The sequence below is a fragment of the Christiangramia sp. 3-2217-3z genome (genome assembly GCF_051195275.1).
GTDB classification, from domain to species: Bacteria; Bacteroidota; Bacteroidia; order Flavobacteriales; family Flavobacteriaceae; genus Christiangramia; species Christiangramia marina.
Map to the genome: position 1 here is coordinate 153,106 of NZ_JBNJLI010000008.1, position 20,570 is coordinate 173,675.

General features: G+C 35.1%; 19 protein-coding genes and 1 pseudogene. 6 read left to right on the plus strand and 14 right to left on the minus strand.

Going from position 1 to position 20,570, the window contains the following annotated elements; translation table 11 throughout:
- Position 1: 1 nt before the first annotated feature.
- The 3 genes from ACSHZO_RS13995 to ACSHZO_RS14005 form a co-directional block, all read right to left on the minus strand.
- A complete protein-coding gene (locus ACSHZO_RS13995) occupies positions 2-2,611 on the minus strand; it encodes a carboxypeptidase-like regulatory domain-containing protein (protein WP_298247950.1) in 2,610 nt (869 codons plus the stop codon).
- A 61-nt stretch (positions 2,612-2,672) separates the two neighbouring features.
- Positions 2,673-3,467, minus strand: a complete 795-nt coding sequence (locus ACSHZO_RS14000) for a GLPGLI family protein (RefSeq protein WP_298247951.1) — start codon at positions 3,465-3,467, stop codon at positions 2,673-2,675.
- A 60-nt stretch (positions 3,468-3,527) separates the two neighbouring features.
- Positions 3,528-3,785 carry a hypothetical protein gene (locus ACSHZO_RS14005; RefSeq protein WP_298247952.1) on the minus strand — a complete coding sequence of 86 codons (258 nt, stop codon included), beginning with the start codon at positions 3,783-3,785 and terminating at the stop codon, positions 3,528-3,530.
- A 603-nt stretch (positions 3,786-4,388) separates the two neighbouring features.
- Here ACSHZO_RS14005 and ACSHZO_RS14010 point away from each other — a divergent pair.
- From ACSHZO_RS14010 to ACSHZO_RS14030, 5 genes are all read left to right on the plus strand, one after another.
- Positions 4,389-4,736, plus strand: coding sequence for a single-stranded DNA-binding protein (locus tag ACSHZO_RS14010; RefSeq protein ID WP_298247982.1), 348 nt, complete (start codon positions 4,389-4,391; stop codon positions 4,734-4,736).
- 76 nt (positions 4,737-4,812) lie between these two features.
- Positions 4,813-5,262, plus strand: a complete 450-nt coding sequence (locus ACSHZO_RS14015) for a JAB domain-containing protein (RefSeq protein WP_298247953.1) — start codon at positions 4,813-4,815, stop codon at positions 5,260-5,262.
- A 431-nt stretch (positions 5,263-5,693) separates the two neighbouring features.
- Positions 5,694-6,083 carry a BfmA/BtgA family mobilization protein gene (locus tag ACSHZO_RS14020; protein WP_298247954.1) on the plus strand — a complete coding sequence of 130 codons (390 nt, stop codon included), beginning with the start codon at positions 5,694-5,696 and terminating at the stop codon, positions 6,081-6,083.
- 10 nt (positions 6,084-6,093) lie between these two features.
- Positions 6,094-7,125 carry a MobB family relaxase gene (mobB, locus tag ACSHZO_RS14025; protein ID WP_298247955.1) on the plus strand — a complete coding sequence of 344 codons (1,032 nt, stop codon included), beginning with the start codon at positions 6,094-6,096 and terminating at the stop codon, positions 7,123-7,125.
- An 11-nt stretch (positions 7,126-7,136) separates the two neighbouring features.
- Positions 7,137-8,720 carry a type IV secretory system conjugative DNA transfer family protein gene (locus tag ACSHZO_RS14030; RefSeq protein WP_298247956.1) on the plus strand — a complete coding sequence of 528 codons (1,584 nt, stop codon included), beginning with the start codon at positions 7,137-7,139 and terminating at the stop codon, positions 8,718-8,720.
- Between the two features lie 132 nt (positions 8,721-8,852).
- Here the strand turns inward: ACSHZO_RS14030 and ACSHZO_RS14035 are convergent, their stop codons facing one another.
- From ACSHZO_RS14035 to ACSHZO_RS14065, 7 genes are all read right to left on the minus strand, one after another.
- Positions 8,853-9,683, minus strand: a complete 831-nt coding sequence (locus ACSHZO_RS14035; protein ID WP_298247957.1) for a DUF4138 domain-containing protein — start codon at positions 9,681-9,683, stop codon at positions 8,853-8,855.
- 37 nt (positions 9,684-9,720) lie between these two features.
- Complete coding sequence (gene traM / locus ACSHZO_RS14040) at positions 9,721-10,644, minus strand: conjugative transposon protein TraM (RefSeq protein WP_298247983.1); 924 nt, start codon at positions 10,642-10,644, stop codon at positions 9,721-9,723.
- 19 nt (positions 10,645-10,663) lie between these two features.
- Entirely contained in the window at positions 10,664-11,272 is a 609-nt protein-coding gene (locus tag ACSHZO_RS14045; RefSeq protein ID WP_298247958.1) for a conjugal transfer protein TraK, read from the minus strand.
- A 9-nt stretch (positions 11,273-11,281) separates the two neighbouring features.
- Positions 11,282-12,124, minus strand: a complete 843-nt coding sequence (locus tag ACSHZO_RS14050; RefSeq protein WP_298247959.1) for a hypothetical protein — start codon at positions 12,122-12,124, stop codon at positions 11,282-11,284.
- A gap of 2 nt (positions 12,125-12,126) precedes the next feature.
- Positions 12,127-12,687 carry a conjugal transfer protein gene (locus ACSHZO_RS14055; RefSeq protein ID WP_298247984.1) on the minus strand — a complete coding sequence of 187 codons (561 nt, stop codon included), beginning with the start codon at positions 12,685-12,687 and terminating at the stop codon, positions 12,127-12,129.
- A gap of 10 nt (positions 12,688-12,697) precedes the next feature.
- Positions 12,698-15,130, minus strand: coding sequence for a TraG family conjugative transposon ATPase (locus ACSHZO_RS14060; protein ID WP_298247960.1), 2,433 nt, complete (start codon positions 15,128-15,130; stop codon positions 12,698-12,700).
- A gap of 306 nt (positions 15,131-15,436) precedes the next feature.
- Positions 15,437-15,724, minus strand: coding sequence for a hypothetical protein (locus ACSHZO_RS14065; protein ID WP_298247962.1), 288 nt, complete (start codon positions 15,722-15,724; stop codon positions 15,437-15,439).
- Between the two features lie 741 nt (positions 15,725-16,465).
- Here ACSHZO_RS14065 and ACSHZO_RS14070 point away from each other — a divergent pair.
- Positions 16,466-17,410 (plus strand): annotated as a pseudogene (locus ACSHZO_RS14070) (IS110 family transposase); the annotation flags it as partial.
- A 41-nt stretch (positions 17,411-17,451) separates the two neighbouring features.
- On the opposite strand, the gene ACSHZO_RS14075 reads toward ACSHZO_RS14070, so the two are convergent.
- The 4 genes from ACSHZO_RS14075 to ACSHZO_RS14090 all read right to left on the minus strand — a co-directional run bounded on the left by ACSHZO_RS14075 (position 17,452) and on the right by ACSHZO_RS14090 (position 20,450).
- Positions 17,452-17,925, minus strand: a complete 474-nt coding sequence (locus tag ACSHZO_RS14075) for a hypothetical protein (RefSeq protein WP_298247963.1) — start codon at positions 17,923-17,925, stop codon at positions 17,452-17,454.
- 205 nt (positions 17,926-18,130) lie between these two features.
- The gene (locus ACSHZO_RS14080) at positions 18,131-18,799 is read right to left on the minus strand and encodes a hypothetical protein (RefSeq protein ID WP_298247964.1); all 669 of its coding nucleotides are present in this window, start codon (positions 18,797-18,799) and stop codon (positions 18,131-18,133) included.
- Between the two features lie 201 nt (positions 18,800-19,000).
- Entirely contained in the window at positions 19,001-19,477 is a 477-nt protein-coding gene (locus ACSHZO_RS14085) for a hypothetical protein (RefSeq protein WP_298247965.1), read from the minus strand.
- Positions 19,478-19,643: 166 nt separating this feature from the next.
- A complete protein-coding gene (locus tag ACSHZO_RS14090) occupies positions 19,644-20,450 on the minus strand; it encodes a hypothetical protein (protein ID WP_298247966.1) in 807 nt (268 codons plus the stop codon).
- Positions 20,451-20,570: the final 120 nt, after the last annotated feature.

The following is a 20,570-nucleotide window of genomic DNA, read 5'->3' on the forward strand; positions in this document are numbered from 1 at the left end:
ATTAGAATCTGTATTTGATACTCAACAAGGCGTAAGCGGGGACCAGACCAATCCGTTTTTGATATAATTTAAAGGAATTAATATTTTGATACAAATATTCACGTTCGTTTAAAAGATTGTTCAGTTGAAGGGTACCTGACCATCTACTTTGTTGAGGTTCGTAAACTATATTTGCATTTACAAAGTTGTAATTTTCTTCGTTCAAAATGTAGAGTTCATTACTGACATTAACTTTGATAGATTCAAGAATATTTAAATCAAAGTTGATAAAGGCTTTCGATGTTTCAAAAGAATTAGTGTCTCCCCCGAGTTCGGAACTAGCGTAGGTATAGGTAAAACCACTTGAAAAATTAAACCATTTATCATAATAGGAACTCAAGGAAAGCGAATAGTCCCCGGAATAATTCTGAAGCTTATACTCACTTGTTTGATCTATAGAAAAAGGTGACTGAATAAAATTCTGATTACTCTCTATCTTAGAGGCCAATTTAAGCTTGCTGAAATAGTTCGTGAAGATTACATTGGCTAAAGTACTCTGACCGCTAGATGTAGGTACGGAACTATGGAAAATAAAATTTTCAGTGGTGTATGCTTCAGGAGCATAACCGGAATGAGTTTCAGTATGTATAGCAGAGGCATTTATGGAGAACCCTTTAATATCATTATATAAACTATAGTTTAAAGAAAATACAGAGTTGCCTAGTTTTATAACATCATCAGAACCACTGAAAAAATCCTGATATGAATTTAGCGCATAGTTAGACAAAAGAAATTGTAATTCTGGTAATTCCTCTTTATAACTATAACCCAATCGAACTACACCCTTATTCCTTAGCTTTTGTCTAAAAGTAACATTAGCATTTTTCAACAAATATTCGGAATCATTAAACCAACTCTGCTTCATGGAAACACCTGCCCTGAAATAACTATCCTGATTGAATTTGAATTTCAAGGAATTGTTTAGCGCTACTGAGAACTTATCAATATCCAGGTTATTTGTGTATTCATCATAATTCATTTCTGTTGCAGTAAAAAGTTGACTATTGGCAATTTCCCCCTCTCTGTGAATATGTAGCTGTAATTGATTTTCCCACTTTGAGGATTTGCTAAGCAATGAACTTTGTATCCCGTAATACTTAAATTTATCCCGAACATTCTGATAAAAAGTTTCATCGATATTTCTATCTAAAAGATTACTCAAACCTGGATGTATAATTTGGGCATTTTCTTCAGAATCTCCATATCCGAAATAAAGGTAATTGTTTAATGCGTTTTTATTATTTAATAACAATGTATGTTCTAGATGGTTATAAAATGTTTCGGAAGCAATATCATTTTCTTGCATTATTCCCTGATCACTTAAGATGATGTTATTCTTCGCATCATGAGGATTCAAATTATAACGAATAGTATTAATAAAATAATTACTGGAGTTCGGCACAAACTTGAATTCTAACTCCGTATCTCCAATCAGATTACTATTCTTATAATTGCTGGTTTCGGAAAATATAGTGCTATTCGTACCTGTTAAATACTCCGTCTGAGCTTCATAGAATTGTCTGGTTACGTCTGAAATAACACTAACATCTCCTCTTACAGAAAATTCATCATTTATTCTAGTAGATAATCCGATGGAATGTAGCATCGATGTATTAAATATACTTCTGGTATTGAAGATGTTCTCTTCTTGTTCATCAATCGAAAAGATAGTGAACGGCTGTTTCTCTATCTTTTGAAACATCTGGGATAGATCTATAATTATATTTTCATTTTGAAGCAAATTGGCAGCTTTGGATCCAGTATTATTTAAATTACTAAACTCCAATACTTTGATTTCCTTTCTCAATAGGCCCAAAGTCAGAGCAGATTCATATCGATTTTCCAGGCCATAACCTCCGGAAATATTACCGAATAAGACATATTTAAACTCATCCTTAAGCTTTAAATTAAGCACTACTTTTTCAGAGCTTGAAAGCTGTTTAAAAATTGGATTTTCTTCATAATTTTCTAGAATCTGTACTTCTTCCAGCGTTTTTGCATCTAGATTCTTAGATAAAATTTTATAGTTTTTATCAAGTATATTTTCTCCTTCAACTAATAGCGTTTCTATAGGCTTACCGTGGGCTTTTATACTACCGTCGGGTAAGACTTCTATACCTGGTAATCTTTTTAAGAGATCTTCGACTGTTTGTTCCGTATCAGTAGCATATTGAGAGACACGAATAAATGTGGTATCAGAACTGATTCTTATTTTTTGATGACCTTCAACAACCACTTCTTTTAAAGACTCTGCTTTTTCCTCCATTTCGAAATCTAAAGAATCAAACAATCGTCGGTCGGCAATTATTAGTGCTCTTCTAACAGTAGAAAATCCTAAACTAGAAACTTCAACGTTTATTGAATCGCTGCTTGTTATAAACTGTAATTGATAATTTCCATTTTGGTCACTATAGGTGTAGTCAAGAACTTGATTTTCTTCAGTTCTCGTTTTTACTAGAACCATTTCAAGTGGTTGAAGTTGATTATCGAAAATTTTTCCGCGAATAGCTACTTCCTGAGCATAATTAACTCCATGAACAGCTAATAATAAAAATAGAAGTAGGTACTTCATAAGGGAAGATAAAAGAAAACCCCATTGATAATGGGGTATTATTTAGCTGTAAAGTGTTTGGTTAGTCGAATACTTCCACGCTTAGAGTTTCAACTCCCCCAGTCTTTACAGTAACACCAGCACCCATTTGTTTTGCGATCAGGATGGCTTTTGTCTTACTGCGTTCAACTAATTCATTTAAAGTTTGCTTGTACTCTTCAATGGAAATAAATGGATATTCTTTATCCACCTCAGGTTTCTCAATGGGTCCTATACTTAGATTTCTTTTTACGGGATATTCTAAAGATTTGAAATAAAGATACATTTCCTTTTTTTCATCGTAAGCTTCCAGAATTAACCCTGGCAAGCCTTGTAGTTTCCATGGTCCATAGGGTAAAGGTATTGCATCAGTATACCATGCAGTATAATTCTTTCCTCTAAAAGTTCCAGTTGCTTTATGACAGGTAAGACCCCCGAATGTTTTTGTTTCAGATCCTAAATTCCAATCTATTTTAGCTCGTTTCTCGCGACCATAAACTGGTTCTTTATATTTTTTATTCCACCACAGACTATCTTTCGCTCGATTGTAATAGACTTGTTTACCTTGTGGAAGTGTATGTTTTCCTAAATAAACTTGTTGATTACCATTTACTTCTTTGATTTTTTTTTCCTCTAACTCCGTCTGCTTTTCAAGGGAATCTTTGGCGGTTACATAATAGGAAGCCTCTTTATTAAAAACTAAATAGGCATTAAAATCGAGTCCGACGGGTCCACCTTTCCCCGGGCTTTCTATATGACCGTAATATACGATCCCGTTATTTTGTGCGTGATTAGCCGTTGTAGAGACTAAGAAGGCTAGAAGGAATAAAAATTTCATGTTATCAAAGTTTGATTGATTAAAAATCCTTCCCCTCCCTGGAGGAGAAGGATAGGTGATTTAGGCACATAAAGCCACGGCTATTCCAATAAGTTGGGAAGTACTACAGCTTCCACAACTTACTTCGTAAGAAGAACCATCCTCACAATTCACAGTGATTGTAGCTCTTACGGCATCAATACTTTTTTCTGATTCCAGTGCTTCTGTAGCGCTAGTTTCGGTTTCATACTTAATAGTCTCCGTTTTCGCTTCATCATTAGATGCGAAAGCTCCCATAGACATAAGTCCAAACGCTGAAAGTAAAAATAATTTTTTCATAATATAAATAGGTTTAATTAGTAATACTATAAAGCAAAGCTTTCTTATAGAACTACTTAGTTAAGTAAAGTTACCTAGTGTTAATTTGTGTTAAGACAGTGCTGGAGTGATTATTCTTCTAGCATTCTATGCTAGTAAAGTCAATGCTTATACACCCAATCTTTTGACTACAATTCTAGGACGATGCCACTTATTCACATTCACAGGATTGATATATAGGCTCTGATAGATAAATGAGCATAGTCCTATATATTAAATAGCTACTCTTCCGGTAATTTTTCAATCTCATGTTTTCTATTTACCTCCTCGGCCGTAGCTGTACTTACCTTTTTTGTAATGCAAAATACCAGGATTTAGAAGTTAGTCCGTATTGCATAAGCCAGTCGTACCCTCCTTTTTATAAATACTTCCTAATTCTCAAATCCTGAAAATGTATCAGCATCAAAAAAGGTAACAGCTAACGGCTCTATGGGAAGTAAATCAAATAAAAAAATCATGAAATCATTTCAAAACAACAAACTCGGAAGCGAAGCAAAAAAATCAAAAAAGGAAAACGCTCCGGATATAATAAGTAAATCAATGTTTAATATAAATTTTAAAGTTATGAGTACGCTAAGAAATCAAGTTCAATTAATTGGAAATGTGGGTAATGACCCTGAAATCACCAACTTCGAAAGTGGGAAAAAAGTAAGTCGCTTTTCACTGGCCACAAATGACTACTACCGAAAAGACGGTGAAAAAATTCAAATAACAGAATGGCACAATGTAGTGGCCTGGGGTAAACAGGCCGAGCTTGTTGAAAATTATGTTTGTAAAGGAAAAGAAATTGCCGTGCAGGGAAAACTTACCTATAGATCCTATGAGGCCGAAACAGGTGATAAAAAATATGTTACCGAGGTAATAGTTAACGAAGTCCTGTTTTTGGGAACAGTAGAAAATTCTGATAAATAACCTTTAAGAAGAAAGAGGGCGTTTCTGCTCAAGGTCGCGCCCTCTTTCAATTATCAACCTTTTAAAAAAGTCAACAATGAAAACCAAAGTTAACGAAATAGCCGTAAGTTATAGCGGGAGCCTTAAACCAAATGCACTCCCAAAAATAAGCTGTTCCAAAAGCGCCGCAGACCTGGCTTTTAGCCAATGGGATAAAAATCATATGGAACTTCATGAAACCTTTAAAATAATGCTGCTAAGCAATGCTAATAGAGTAAAAGGGATTTATGAAATCTCCTCCGGGGGAATTACCGGTACCCTCGTAGATATACGCATTCTGTTTGCTGTACTTCTGAAAAGCCTGACCACAGCCGTTATACTACTGCACAATCATCCTAGTGGCACCCTTAGACCTAGTGAAGCGGATAAACGCCTTACCACTAAAATTAAGACCGCTGGGGAATTATTAGATATCAAAATTTTAGATCATCTTATCCTAACACCAGATGGAGAATATTACAGCTTTGCCGATAATGGAATGCTTTGATCATCAAAATAAGTAGCCTAAAGCCCTTGATTTTTTCAAGGGCTTTTTCTTGATGATTCAATTTTAAATCGATAAAATTTGTATCTTTAATATGCTGAGCTTCAGCATACATTATTTTATATAGCTATCCCAATTTTGACTTTCGCTGGTAGCTTATCAACCAAGAATACACATATTGGAATTTTTAAATTCCAAACAGAGCAATTTGATTTAGAGCAAATTGTATTGATTTTTCGTCCCGCCTGGCGGGACGAAAAGGAATAGCAAGAGGATAACGGGCAAAGCCACGTTCGATATTCTTTGTTTTATTGTAATTAGTTGTGGTACAGTATTTTACGTTAAATAATACATGATGTTTAAACTTTTTGAAATCACTTTTTCACGGAAAAATCTTTGTAGCCCAGTGATTTCAATAAAATTTTCACGGAAAAATGGATAAGGGATATGAAAAAGAGCGGTTTGAGAGTGTAAGTCTCAAAACTTCAGTAGCAAAAAAGTTTAATAAATATTGCCAGAAACTATCTATGTCGAAATCTATGACCTTGCTAATAATGCTTGAATTTTTTGATGAAAATGGGATTTCTCCGGCAGAGTCCATGGGGCCTAAAATGCAAACCCTGGAAAACCTGGTTAAAAAAAGAATTAACGGCGTCATCGCTATTCTAAAAGATATTGAAAACAGTCAAACCAAACCTACCGTGGCCATGATGCAATCGCTGTTTGAAGAATCAGTACCTAAACAACCTTCCCTTATGCTGGAGAAGAATAAAGCGGATAAAGACCCACCAAAATTTATTGAAAGAAATAATAGCGAATCTTAAATCATCGGAAATGTACGTATCTATCACAGCCCAAACCCTAGGAGGAAATTATTCATCAAGCTCTGCCGACTTTGTTGCCTACCTGGAAAAAGAGAATCAGGATCTGAACCCGGAAAACAGAGAATTTTTTTTCAACCAATATAATGATGAAATAACGCCAGAGGAAGTGGTCCGGGAAATTGATGCCAATACGGCGAAGCTGGAAAAGAAAGAACCTCGGTTTTATTCCATTACACTGAACCCCTCTGCGCGCGAACTCAAAAGAATTCAGGATAGCCGCAATGATTTAAAAAAATATACCCGGGAGGTAATGAAGGATTACGTGGCTTCCTTTAACCGGGAAATCAATGGCCGGCCGGTTAATATCGATGATATAAAATATTATGCAAAAATAGAACATCAGAGATCTTTTAAAGGTACCGATAAGCAGGTGCGTGAAAATCAACCTTACGCTAGCAAAATACTGAAATGTAAAGTTGAACTTCAAAAAATTAAACGCGGCGAAATAGAGGGTAACATATCGAAGCTGGAAAGTAAAATCAAGCAATTGGAGAAGGAAGCGCCCCATCATCAAAACGGACAGCGCATTGTACAGGGAATGCCCAAAGAAGGACATCAGAGCCACGTACATATTATTGTAAGTCGGAAAGATGCCTCTAATAAATTCAGCTTATCTCCAGGTAGTAAATACAAAGCTTCCCAGGTTCAGCTAAATGGTAAAATGGTAAAAAGAGGTTTTGATAGGGATTCCTTCTTTGAAAGAGCGGAAAAAACATTTGATACCTGTTTTGGATATCATCGAAATTTTGTGGAAACCTATACTGCTCGTAAAGAGTTTATTCAAAATCCCAAAACCTATTTTTCCTTATTGCTGAAGTTGCCTACCAATGAAAAAATGCTGGCTATGAAAATATTGAAACAAAGCGGTATGCCCATCATGCCGAGTATTCCGACCAGCCAGGCTCAAATAGCCTTGAAGGTTTTCAATCGATTAAGACGGGGAGTGGACATAGCGGTTAAATCGAGTTCGATAGGAATTTAAAATCTAATATCATGGAGTACCTGACTATAAACAGCATTATTTTATATACTACCGTAGGTAGTCTCCTTTTCTACTTCTTTTATAGAATTATCAGATTGGCCTTTTTTCTTAATACCATCCTGCTTCTAGCTTTTATATACCACGATTTTTATCCTGATTATTTACTAGAAGGTGTCTTGTTTGTCGCCTGTCCTATGATGTTGATTAATACGGTTTTCTATGTTTTTCTACATTCTACCGACTTGAAAAAAGATGTAGATGAGAAATATCAGATTCATTTTAAATCTACCGGTAAAAATTTTAAAATTGATAATATCAAAAGAGGTGCCTCTGTAATTGGTTCTGCAGGTAGTGGAAAAACTGAAAGTATTGTTTATGGGTTTCTAAATCATTTTCAGAAATATGATTTTTGTGGGGTAATCCATGATTATAAAGATTTTGAACTTACCGAAATGGCCTACCCGCTGTTTAAAAAATCAAATATTCCTTTCAAAGTGGTTTCCTTTGATAAAATAGTACATCGCGTGAATCCTATTGCACCCCGGTATCTAGAAAATGAAGAAAGTGTCAATGAAATTTCCCGGGTATTAATTGAAAATCTTCTGGAACAAAAAGAATCTGGAATTTCTGGCGCTTCAAAATTTTTTAATGATGCTGCTGAAGGGCTCATAGGAGGGTTGATATGGAAATTGAAAACTTCCTATCCTCAATGCTGCTCTTTGCCACATTTAATTGCCATTTATCAAATACTGGACACCGACAGCCTTATTGCTTTTTTAAGCTCAAACAGAACGTCCAGGGCCATGGCAGATGCCTTTATAAGTGGTAAAGATTCGGAAAGACAGACAGCTGGTGTGAAAAGTACCCTGGCGAATGCCCTGAAGCGTATTAGTACACAAAGTATATTTATGGTATTGTCTGCAGATGAAGTTCCCCTGGATATTAATAATCCCCATAATCCTGCAGTGATTTCGGTAGTGAATAATCCTAAATTTGATACGGCGTATGCTCCTGTCATAGCCACCATCATACACACGATTACAAAACAGATGAGTGTTCGTAATGCCCTTGCTTCCTTTCTCCTAATGGAAGAGGCTCCAACCATTCGCCTTTTAAATATGCATCGAATACCGGCTACATTGCGCAGCTATGATATTGCTACAGTATATGTAATGCAGGATAAAATTCAGAATGATATGATCTATGGTGACAAGGCAAGTAAAGCGATCTTAAGCAACCTTTCTTACCAGTTCTTTGGAAAGGTGAACGATCCTGATACCGCCAGATATTATGAACGCTTTTTTGAGATCATTAAGGATCCCACTAAGAGCGTGAGTCGTGGTCATAATCTTGATTTTGATACCCGGGTTACCACCGGAGAGAAGGAAATTCCGAAAATTAGAGCAGATATATTCTTTCGCTTGAAGCAAGGGGAATTTATAACCTACGCTGATGGAATTGATAGGAAAGTGCAATTTCATTTACATTCCATAAAAAGAGAACTTCCAAGTAAGATATCGCGATTTTCACAGGCGGAATTAGCTGAAAACTTTGAGAGGGTATATAAGGAAGCGCGTTCAATTTTTGAAAACTAGGGACCTATTGAACTGATTAAGTAATCATGTAGTATCAAAAATGTTATATTGATTTGAAGCATTTCTAAGATTTATTCACGAAGTAAGAATTTGAAAATTTTCAACCCCAAGAAGCTAGAAATACTATCTGCATCAATCAGGATTATTAATAAATCGATGAGATATTTTTAAGGCTACATCACGCGCTCCATTCTTTTCGTTTAATTCCAGAACCGCTCTTCGGTCATCGCTAAGTGAGAATTTTGAAAATACATAAACGAACCTTTTGGTTTGATTTGCTTTTACCATAGCAGGAGTATTTAATTGATAGAGAGGCTGCTTCAGAAGGGTTTGAACAGATGTACTCTTCCCTTTTTGCCTGGTTTGAGTAGAAAGCTTCAGAAAATTTAAGTCGAAATCCAGACTGGATTCGTTGGAAATTTGAATCACCATATAAAGCTCAGAATCTTGAAAAACTATATTTTCAATACCTAAGACTATTCCTTGATTTCGCTCTGTTAGATGAGGCTTTCGAGGTTTTTTACTTAATAGTGAAGCAGCGCTTTTATTATATTGTTTTCCATTATTTATACTAAGATTGTGCAATTCAGGTTCGATTACCTTCTTAATTACTTCAGGCGCCAACTCACCGATACTTTCAGATTCAGAAATGAAATAGTTCAACTTTTTTAGATGCTTTTTATATTTCACTATATAGGAGTAGATGGAATTACCACAAATAACTAACAGATTGCTTTCCTCTCCGGGAGTGGCTTGTAAAAGTCCAAAGTTTTGCTGTTTTTCCCGGTTATAGGTGAATACAAATTGTGTAGATCCCGTAATTCCCTGAGTGATTGTCTGCGGAAAGAACAGCGCAATATTTTTCTGATCATTGGCGTAAATAGTATCTAATTTTCTGCTATTTTGCGCATTTGACAAGGCAGAAACCACTATAAATACAGAAATAGCGATATATATTTTCATGTAATTGTGTTTGGATGAATTAAGAACTTTTGAAATCTTATAATTGTGGTTTTAAAATCATTTTGTAATCGTTCAGTATGGTAACCTTTACGTTTCGGTTATGACGCTTAAGGATTTTGGTGATGCCAGTTACCTGCGGAACACTAGGGATATTAATATCGCCTATAAGATCATCCAGAACTTCAGTTGTGGCCTCTGCTCGGAAATTGTTTTCCACATAGATCCCTTCGCTACCATCCTGCAGGTCGAAAGCTTTTAAATTTATAGGATGGGAATTAATATTTTCGATTTTGATGAGAACACGATTCGCTTGAAAACTTATAAATCCGAAAACAAGAGTGTTCTTGTGTATTTCCTTATTCTCAATGATTGTACTCTTGGTAATACGCAGACGAATTCTTGAGTTCGTCTCAACCACCTGTGTACCATCTACCACCACCGGGATTTCCGAAACAGTCGTACTGGAACTAAGAAATTCATTTTCTTGTGGATTGGAAGCAAAGAATAACTGATGCTCAAGTCCAATTTCTTTAGCTTCTATTTTACGCTTCGCCTGAGTTTCAGGGGTATCAATCTTCTGAGAGAGAACAGGATTTGGTCTTTCTTCTTTAGCGGAATAAATTGCTGCGTACCTCGATTCTCCCAGGGTATATATGCTATCTATGATACGTTCTTTCTGTTTTTCTGATAACTCAGGGTCATAATAGCCTAAGGAATCAATGAACTTCTCATCATATATACTCGGAGCATTGGTTTCCCTGACTTCCTTTAAATCGTTGATGGCGTCAAGTTTTGAATCGTATATTTTCTGATTTTCTTCCAAAGCTGGTACAGATGTCTGTTTAAGCGTATCGTCTTCTGCTTTGCTTCCGCCAATAAACAAAAAATAATAGGAGACAAGAAAAGCTATGATAATCAAAATGATCACGGCAAAAACCAGTTTGTTTTTTTCTACTTTTATCATAAGTGACTTTTTAATGTTATTCAGTGATCTTTCTTAAACTGTTCTCAAAATAATCTGTGATTAATAGGCCATGTGGATTATGAGGGAATTGGCGATCCACAGGTATCAATTTGCCAGAAGATACCAGTTCATAGATGTCGACGATAGCGCCACGGTTAATTTCAAAAACAACCTTAGTTTTGAAAGTAGAGTTTCCTTCACCTTCTTCAATTTCAGAATCGATACTGATCACCTTTTGAACCAGAGAATATTGTAGCAATCGGTTATAGACTCCATCCGCTTTTTTTTGACGGTATAGGTTGTCCACACTACTGTTGCCTAACCATAAAGCTTTTTCGAGATTTTTCTCATAATTGCTGGCATCAATGTTATAGAAATATTGGTGAAATAGGCTCAAATGAGCTAATGCCTCCACCATGAAATTTTCTTTCTGCGTTACTAGTTTTAAGGGAATAATACTTCCATCAGTATTGACCGCAAACGCACTATTTGAGGCTTTCTCACTGGTTGAGAAAGCGGTCCAGAGAGAAAAAATATTGCAAAGCATTCCGCAAATAACTACGGTGAATACAATAAACCTATTGATTTTTAGAACGTTGTAAATATTTTGATATGGCGTTTTCATAGGATGTAGTTAGGTCGTGAATAATCTTAGCGTAAAGGAAGTAGCCCGGCGATATAATTTGAATTTTAGAAATACAATGAAACCTATGGAACCCAATTCTACAACAGGGGCAAAGAAGCCACTGCCATAATCTGTTCCGAAAAGATTTTGCCAAAAATTCTCATTGATTTCATTATAAATTGCGTTGATAAAAGCATTAACCAGGAAAAAAGCTGGAACGAGCATATAGACCGCAGCATATAACCTAAAAAAACTATATCCTAGCGAGCGAAATTTCTCAAAGACTGAAAGGCTGAGAATTAATGGGAAGAAGGCTTGCATGATCCCTAATAGAAAAAAACGTTCAGCCAGGAAAAGAGGATAAATGAACAAATCTATAATCCAAAGGAACAGACTTATCAAAAAAGCAAGTGCCTTGAAACTATAAAGTGGGGTTACTAAAGCTTCATATAGTAATGCCATAGCTTTTCTCATGGCATCCATAGCCGAAACATCTTCACCAATTGGGATATCCTGCATTTGTAATGGCAGCAGGGAAGGGGCTGTGTCACGATATTGACTTTCTACAGCTACCAGTATTGCATCAAAAAAGCTCAGTATCTGCGTGGAGAAAATAACCAGTAATACCACCGCAAAATTTTTAGCTAGTTCTCCAGGAGAAAGGCCCCAGGTATATCCTTGATTGTCGGCGATGCCTTCATTATATTTTTTAAGAATATTTATTAAAAAAAACAGCACCGCCAATGCTTTCATCCCTACAATGGTATACTGGGAAAACTCACTATCCTGAATGGTCTGAAAAACAGCATCAATGTACTCCAGGCCCCCTGCTAAAAAAATCATAGCACACATACTTAGTAGGCGGTTTCTCGGTTATTCATTTTATCCTGCATTTTTCTAAAAGAAATGATATCGTTATATCGCTTGGTTTTAAGCTGGACATCGTTCAGCATTTCCTTAGATTCGATTTCTTTCTGTTTTAATACTGCAGCTCTTTCAGCATCGCTCATTTTTAAGTGATCACTGGATAAGATCTCATCTATGAATGCCATGGTCTCCAGGGAGTTACCAACAACCGCGCTAAATGATTCCGACACCCTGGTCACTTCCTCCGGTTTGATATAAGGCGAATTCAGTATAGCTCTTAAATCATTTTGCATGACCGTTATGAGTCGCTCATTATTTCTGCCAATTTCCCGAACAGCCTTTAAGTCCCTAATTACTGAATTGACCTTCTCAATATTTTCTTTCTGGGCTTTTAGAAAGTTGACAGTTTTTACCAGGTTCGCAGTTTGCTTGGCGGACTCAACCAATGATTTTACCAGGCTTACAAAATTTGTATTATCATATACCGGCATTCCCTGGCTGAAGGCATTTTTTGGAAATGTAAGGGCCGATACAAAGCATAATACCATTAAGGCATTCCTAAATTTTCTTTTGTTTTCCATAATATTGATTTTTAGTTTTTAAAAATTCCTTTATAGCCTCTTCCATATTGCCAGTTCTATTATTAATCGACATGATCATCTCATTTTCAGTACCATCGGTGAGATATGCGGCGTATACCGCTGGCGGTACTTCCAGGCGAAAAACGTTACTTTCCTGCCCAATTTTAATAAACATTTCTGTGTACTTTCTGGGTCCTGAAAGGTTGTTCCTGATCGATTTTAACTGGTTTAAATCATGTGTGGAAAGGTTGAGGCGGCTAACCAATTCCTTATACCCTTTTTCATTTCGAAGGCTATAGATAACCTGGGTGTTTTCCAGGATACTTGCTGAAGTGGGATTGTTGGGTAATTGATTGATGGATTGTAAGATGATACCTATAGCCCCGTTATGTTTTCGGATAGCCTGATAATAGAATTCTACACTTTCTAATACATTCTCAAATTTGAGTTGTTTGGCAAATTCGTCGAATAGTATAATTCCTTTTTCAGCTCGATTCTTCCAAATTGTTCGTTGAATCGCTGATTTAATAAGCTTGAGCATTACGGAGAGGATTTCCCTATTATCTTTTACTTCGTCTAGCTCAAAAACGATCAATCTCTTGTCTTCAATTTTATAGGTTTGATCTTCTGAAGTCTCAAATAGAAAACTGTATAACCCATCCCCCACGTATTCCGATAATACGTGTAAGAATCCAGTTAAATTAAAGTAGTCTGGATGGATTTTTAAACTATCCAGAAGATCTTGCTGATTCTTTTCTATAAACTGGTAGAAACTTTCCAAAGAATGATTTACGGAGGTACTTTCGTAATAATAGCGCAGTATTTTCTTAATCGAAACAGATTGCGCTTTAGTAATTTTAAACTCGGATGCAAATAGTTCAAAAAGGAATACCGATAAATCTTCAAGACGTTCTGGCGTTATATCATTGCTGTCTTGGATATAAAATGGATTAATACCTAAGCTTTTTCCACTCTCATATCGCAGTATGGTATACTGACCGGGATAAAGTCGGGCGAATTTGGTATAAGAGCCTCCCAGATCAATAATGACCAGACGAACCCCAGTTTCAAAATATTGTCGAAGAATGTTGTTGGCCAGAAATGACTTGCCTTCGCCAGTGGGGGCAAAAATGGCAAAGTTCCGGGCTTTGATTCTTTTCTTTTTCTCATCCCAAACATCCTTAAGAACCGGTATATTATGTTCACGGTCATTAAAGATGATTCCTGTAGGATCTGATTTATAATTCGTATTATTTATGATCAGACATAGCGCATGTTTCAGATCGGTTACATAAAGATCTTCATTAGAAAAATTGGAAGAAAAACAGCAATAACTGTTAAGGATATAATTTTTTCGTTCTTCACCTCTAGGGTAATATGGGAGGATATCAATTTCCTTAAATTCTGTTTTTAGACGGGAAGTAATTCTTTCGAGGTTTTGGGGATCCCGGTCCCAATAAATGATATTTAAATGACCGCGAATGATGCGAGAATTATCATCTGCATTGATTTTGCCAAGTATGTCCTCGATCTTGCCAAGCAAGACTTTATTTTGAGAACCAAAATTAGAACTCTTTTTCAATTCTTCGACTTTCTTATCTAGGAGCTTACGCCACTTGTGCTTGTCATCGAGATAGAGTATTTGATTGACGATATGATTTTCATCTAGCGTAAGCCCTAAGCCATCAATAAACCCTTGATGAAATACAAAATCGTCAGAAGTGAATTTCTCATTGGTTTTGCTAGTCTGTACACTTTCGCCAAAGCACAGTTCGCTATTAATGACCAGGGCATCAAAATAATTTTCTCCGATATTCATATACTTACTGTCTAATACGATATCTGTATCACAACCATCATTAAAGCCGTTGAAGAAATTATTGGTAAGCCCTATAATTTCCTTAGATTTTAAGGTTCTTATAAATACCTTCCGAATGTTATTTGTATAAGAAACTGAATCGGTTACAGAACCGATAAAGCTTTTGATAGATTCATCAGACTCGCGTAGAACTTTTTTAGAAATCTTGTGGAATGGATTGATATATTTGGAATTGTTTAGAGCCTTATTTTTTGTCAGTATGAAAAACAGGTAGCTCCGATGATCCATATATTCCCGGCCTTTAAAATGATCGTGAGTTTCTCTTTCCAGAAAACTAGAGTGCGGTAATCCTTCTGAAGAATAAGCTGTTTTAAGATAAATATCCTGTTTGTGCACCACCGTACCAACGGGTAAAGATTTTATGCTCTGAAACCAGGCGCCATGTATATCTTCATAATCTTTTTCCGATAAGGAATAAATCTCAGGTAAGGTGCATTCATAGCATAGGATAACATTGCCATTATTGGCAAAAATGATATTATCCTGAATATCGATGATGGGATGGGACGATGCCAAATTAATCTTGTCCATAATTAATATTGGTATTTCTTTTATTGCTAATGATTTTCGGAAATGTTCTTCCTATCGCGAATAGTTGCGGATTGTTTTTTATCTGTGACAAAACTATATATAGACTTAGATTCCCGACAAAAACCAATATTATGATCCCGGAGCCAAAAGAGAATATAATGACTAGGAGTGAAGCTAATATTGATATCATCATCACAGCAAATAAGGAGATGGAGAGACCAAAGATGACGGCCTGTTTCCTGATGTTTTTATATATCTCAAATCGCTTCATAAGTATTCCTGATTATCTATGAATGGCCTAATGACTTATACTACTATTGATATTAGATAAGTAAAGATGCCTACAACAGCCCCGGCGATTAATACAAAAACAAGCACGCGGGTGATTCCTTTTTTGAGATCTGCATTCTCTCCAAAGAAGTGTCCGGCGTTAAAAAGAAAACCTACCAGGAAAATAACTCCAAGAATAATAGGGAAGATGCTTCTTATTGTATTGGAAACATCGTTAACGGAATCTTCAATGCCTCCAATTTGTGCAAAAATTGGACTGGAAAGAAGTAAAAGAAGAATGGATAGATAGAATGATTTTTTCATAACGGAAAAGTTTAAATATTCGATTCGTTTTCGTTATGAGAAAGTATACAATTAAAAGCCTTAATAAGCTGTAATACAGTTTATTGTGGATAAATTTATAGTTAAGAGAATATATTTGTATTTAACTATAAATGACTACAAGTTTTATTTGTTTTAAAGGTTATAGTGTTAATAACTGAATAGTTAATTTTGAATAGAAGACTGAAAAACGTCAGTTTCTTCTATAACCGCTTAATAACTGAGCTATTTTTGACTTGCATAAGAATAAGTTTTTTAGTGTTCGGGGAAGATTTGCTCATTTATCGTTATTTCAAGTTATATCAGAAAATCAAGAACTTCTAAATTTCCTTCTATCCTAATTTAGGAGGGGGTATTTGATTTGAAACCTGCTTGTGGAAAACAAATTAAATATTAGAATACAAACTTAATTTAATAGTTTCTGCTTGAGGTTCGCACTTTGCATTTTCCATTGCTACTCCTTTAGTATCTTTATAGTAGTACTTAGATATTTCTCCATTCTGCTTAAGTTTAATTTCTCTTAATTTTTTTAGTTAAAGCAGAAACAATTAAAGACAGGAATAAGATTACTGAACGCGGGAACTTTAGGTTCCGTCAATAATAATAATCTCTCTCTACTACTTCAATAACGCTCAAGTTCTGTGAGATCTGGTTCTCGTCTTGAAGTAGATAAAAACCGAAGTAGTTTTTCCAAAAATCTGTTAAGGATAAAATTAAACATTTTACGGAGTAGACATTAGTAAATCTATCTTTGATGTAGTTGATCAGAATAGCAGCCATGATCAGTTTTCAAATGATTTAAAAGGATTTAAGAGCTTTTTGAAAGCTATTCAAAGAGATAGCTTGATTGTTATGGAAGCGACCGGTTACTATCATTACCGGCTGGCTCAGCACCTCTATGAGAAAGGAATAAAGGTATCGGTTGTGAATCCAGTTTCAGTAAAGCGTTTTATTCAAATGAAGCTTTCCAAGGTTAAGACTGATAAGAGCGATGCTAAAGCGATCTGTGAGTATGCTCAGGCGAATGAAGTCCCATTGTACACCGCTAGAAACGAAGTTCAGGCGGAATGCTTGCAACTCTTGAGTCTTCAGGATCTTTACTTGAAGCAGCGAACTGCGATTAAGAATAAAATACACGGAGAGAAAGCATTTGGCACCCCTTCAAAAGTAGTGAGTCGTTCTTTAAATCGAATGCTAAAGCAAATAGAGAAAGAACTGACCCAGATTGAAACCAAGCTGGAATTTTTAATTAGAGAAACACAGAAGGATCAATTGGAACACTTGACCAGTATACCTGGAATGGGGAAGAAGACCGCGATGCTATTGATTGTACTTACCGATGGATTTACGAGTTTTGAGAATGCCAGGCAGCTTTGTTGTTATAGTGGGCTAACGCCAACGATCAGACAGTCCGGAACCAGTGTAAGAGGAAGAAGTAGAATCAGTAAAGTAGGGAATCGAAAACTTCGGAACTTACTATTCATGTGTAGCTTCACTGCCTGTAGGACCAACAAGGCTTGCAGGGAACTCTATGAGCGTATAGTAGAGAAGGGGAAAAGCAAGAAGCTAGCATTGATAGCAGTATGTAATAAACTACTAAAGCAAGCATTTGCAATTGCTAAATCAGGAACCTATTACCAGGAAAATTATAGGTCGAAATTAGCTTAAAAGTACTTGGATTTTACCTTAGTTCTTTGTTGCTAACAGTTTTACTTGATAATCGTAAATCTTGCTTCTACATTCTCTTCGTTCGACCATTTTAAATCATCATTATACCAAATCTTTGTTACAATTTGGTTTCCAGAGCTTTTGTTTACAACACTTTTTATGATGTCTTCTTCACCATTGTCGAATACCAATTTAGTCTCAGAAATATTGTTTTCATTGACCTCATTGCTAAGGAATACAGTGAGATAGTTTTCTCCATCAATCTCAGTTTTTCTTAATCCCTTTGGATAATCTAAATTTCCTTCAAAATATCTTTCCCACTCTCCATCCATTCTGTGAAACACTTCTATTTCCGACACGTTATAAGTATTTGAATCATCCAATAGATTAATTCCTTCACTATTTTCATACTTTATGTCCGTCCCTAATGAGAAATAGGTGCAACAGTTTTCAGGATCATCTGAAGTACAAGAAATTAATACGATGGTTAAAATTGCTAGGAGTATTTTTTTCATAACTTAATTTGTGATTTTATATTTATTAGATGTTGTTTGGAGTAAATGGTTGCGTGTAAAATTGTTTGCAACGGTCTCGGTTATCGCCAGTTGGCGGAGTAGGGGACGCGGATTTGTCGGCTTAGTATTGGTCTGTTGGTCAAGTTAATTATTTTCTTTCTAACGCTACCGTCTATTGGCGATTAACCGTTGTTGTAAAACGTTTTTATCTCGAAACTTTTTTAAAAGAACTAAAATCAACTACCTTATCTTTTAAACTTTCCGTTATCATAGTTTTATATAGATTAAAATTTAGATCGATGACTAAACTTTTTTCTGGTTTTACTTTGAGTTCATAATGATCATTTATTAGAAAATTTATTTCAGTTTTGCTTTTTGGTAATTTTAGTTCAACTTGATTTTCAAAATTTGTGTTTAGATTAATCCTATTTTTATCTGAATTAATATGAACACCATAAACGGAATTTTCAAGATTATTTTCAGGATAACTATTAATTCTAAATTTAAGCACTATGGAGTCTCTTTCTTTATAGCCAGATAATGTCTTTATATTAGAACTATCGAGTGATTTCACATTAGTTTCGAATTTTATATTTAAACTGCTATTTTTTATAGAGTATTTCCCAAAACCGCTTGTCAGAATTTCATAAAATTTAGTTCCACAAAATTGATTTTTCGGTAAATTTTTTAAGCTATCTGAATATGGTGAGTGTTGATTATATTCTATATAGGAAACTTCATTTTTTGCCAGAATAGTTATTACAGTCAATTTATCTTCTGATAAATAAGTTCCTTCTTCGATTGAATTTTGTGAAAATCCTTGATATGAAATGAAACATATTAATAGGAGTATTAAATTTCGGACGTATCTCATTCTTAAAAATGTTTTACAACGGTCCCGGTTATCGCCAGTTGGCGGAGTAGGGGGACGCGGATTTGTCGGCTTAGTATTGGTTTGTTGGTCAAGTTAATTATTTTCTTTCTAACGCTGCCGTCTATTGGCGATTAACCGTTGTTAGCTGCTGGCAAATTAGTCGGATCTAATTAGGGTTAAGTTATATTGAATTACGTGATCTTAAGATAAAATTTGGTTTTTCACTAATGACTCAATTTTGAATTTTTCTACTAACCGATTGTTATTATATAGTTCTAAAAATGTATTTGATTCTTTTTCTGAAATTCGAACCTCAAAATAGTCATTTTCAGTAGTTACTTTTGTGGTAGGAGGTTCTTCGCAGTAATCTGCAAAAGTTCTTATCATTTCATCTTTCCTTTGAAATGTCCAATTTATTATGTTGCAGTAATCTCTTTTGTAACTATTTGCGTGAATTAATTTAATCGTATCAGATTTAAAATATTTATTGTTTGTGTTGTCAGTGAACCACGGTGTTGTCGGAAAATTTTTATCCTGTTTTATGGTTTCTTTGAATAAATTATAAATATTCAGTTTGCTTAATTCAATACTATCTGAGACATCAAACTTTTGAGCATTCAGAGAATTTTGAAATAGTAAAATTGAAAATAAAATCAGTATTTTTTTAATCATTTTCATATTTGCAAAAATTTCTGTTTTGCTTGCAGCTAACGGTCTCGGTTATCGCCAGTTGGCGGATTGTGGGACGCGGATTTGTCGGCTTAGAATTGTTTTGTTGTTCAAGATAATTATTTTCTTATTTAAGCTACCGCTTATTGGCGATTAACCGATGTTGGCAAGACGTTTAATAGTTCGGTTTTTTAAACTGGTCTAGATTTATTTTTCCCGAAAACTCATTCGAATAATTTCCACCAATTTCAACTCTAAGAGTGGTTTTATAGTCTCCCTGATAAATAGGTTTTGAGCTTAAAACAATTTCATTGGGTGGCAGTAGAACTGAACGTAATCCATTGCCACAACTAAAAATATATATTTGTTCAATTGGATTCCAATCATCATTTTCATCTTTAGCTTGTAAAATTATTGGAATATAACTTTCGTAGCCTATCACAATTGTGTCAGAAGAAGTGTTTTTAATTTGAATTGGATAACCTTCATAGTAATCATCCCATTGATTTTTTGATATATCGTGTTTCAATTTCTGTGTGGTATCAACCATGATCTCTAAATCAATAGTATCGAAAAACCCTTTTTTATCATCAATTCTTTCACTTAATACAAAATATGACGTCTCTCTTCTGTTCTTTATATTCTGAGAATACTTATTCCATATTTCCTCATATTTGATTGAATCCTCCTTGAATTCTTTATCATTTTGTTGATAGGATGTAGGAGGTGGTGGTGGAGGCGGTGGTTTCATTAAATCTTTGATACTATGGTCTACTTCAATCGAGTCCGTTTCGCCACCGATATATAATATAGTGCTACTTGAAACACCATAATCATTTGTGTCAAATTTATTTTTATCAATTTGGAGGGTATCAATTATGATCGGAAAATTTTGAGCGCTTTCCGACAAATCTTTTACACAACCATGCAAAAATAGAATTGTCACAGACACTATAATTTTATATTCTATTTTGTATTGCATAATTAAGATATTAAATGCTTGCCAACTGTCTCGGTTATCGCCAGTTGGCGGAGTAAGGGACGCGGAATTGTCGGCTTAGTGTTTTAATAGTTGGTCAAGTTAATTATTTTCTTACTAACG

Bases quoted from the DNA above. Each gene is read 5' to 3' on its own strand.
- ACSHZO_RS14035 (WP_298247957.1), bottom strand. From the start codon at position 9,683: ATGAAAATATATATCGCTATTTCTGTATTTATAGTGGTTTCTGCCTTG.
- ACSHZO_RS14010 (WP_298247982.1), top strand. From the start codon at position 4,389: ATGAGTACGCTAAGAAATCAAGTTCAATTAATTGGAAATGTGGGTAAT.
- ACSHZO_RS14015 (WP_298247953.1), top strand. From the start codon at position 4,813: ATGAAAACCAAAGTTAACGAAATAGCCGTAAGTTATAGCGGGAGCCTT.
- ACSHZO_RS14080 (WP_298247964.1), bottom strand. From the start codon at position 18,799: ATGAGATACGTCCGAAATTTAATACTCCTATTAATATGTTTCATTTCA.
- ACSHZO_RS14045 (WP_298247958.1), bottom strand. From the start codon at position 11,272: ATGAAAACGCCATATCAAAATATTTACAACGTTCTAAAAATCAATAGG.
- mobB (WP_298247955.1), top strand. From the start codon at position 6,094: ATGTACGTATCTATCACAGCCCAAACCCTAGGAGGAAATTATTCATCA.
- ACSHZO_RS14030 (WP_298247956.1), top strand. From the start codon at position 7,137: ATGGAGTACCTGACTATAAACAGCATTATTTTATATACTACCGTAGGT.
- ACSHZO_RS14020 (WP_298247954.1), top strand. From the start codon at position 5,694: ATGGATAAGGGATATGAAAAAGAGCGGTTTGAGAGTGTAAGTCTCAAA.
- ACSHZO_RS14050 (WP_298247959.1), bottom strand. From the start codon at position 12,124: ATGTGTGCTATGATTTTTTTAGCAGGGGGCCTGGAGTACATTGATGCT.
- ACSHZO_RS14085 (WP_298247965.1), bottom strand. From the start codon at position 19,477: ATGAAAATGATTAAAAAAATACTGATTTTATTTTCAATTTTACTATTT.
- ACSHZO_RS14005 (WP_298247952.1), bottom strand. From the start codon at position 3,785: ATGAAAAAATTATTTTTACTTTCAGCGTTTGGACTTATGTCTATGGGA.
- ACSHZO_RS14060 (WP_298247960.1), bottom strand. From the start codon at position 15,130: ATGGACAAGATTAATTTGGCATCGTCCCATCCCATCATCGATATTCAG.
- ACSHZO_RS13995 (WP_298247950.1), bottom strand. From the start codon at position 2,611: ATGAAGTACCTACTTCTATTTTTATTATTAGCTGTTCATGGAGTTAAT.
- ACSHZO_RS14090 (WP_298247966.1), bottom strand. From the start codon at position 20,450: ATGCAATACAAAATAGAATATAAAATTATAGTGTCTGTGACAATTCTA.
- ACSHZO_RS14075 (WP_298247963.1), bottom strand. From the start codon at position 17,925: ATGAAAAAAATACTCCTAGCAATTTTAACCATCGTATTAATTTCTTGT.
- ACSHZO_RS14065 (WP_298247962.1), bottom strand. From the start codon at position 15,724: ATGAAAAAATCATTCTATCTATCCATTCTTCTTTTACTTCTTTCCAGT.
- ACSHZO_RS14000 (WP_298247951.1), bottom strand. From the start codon at position 3,467: ATGAAATTTTTATTCCTTCTAGCCTTCTTAGTCTCTACAACGGCTAAT.
- ACSHZO_RS14055 (WP_298247984.1), bottom strand. From the start codon at position 12,687: ATGGTATTATGCTTTGTATCGGCCCTTACATTTCCAAAAAATGCCTTC.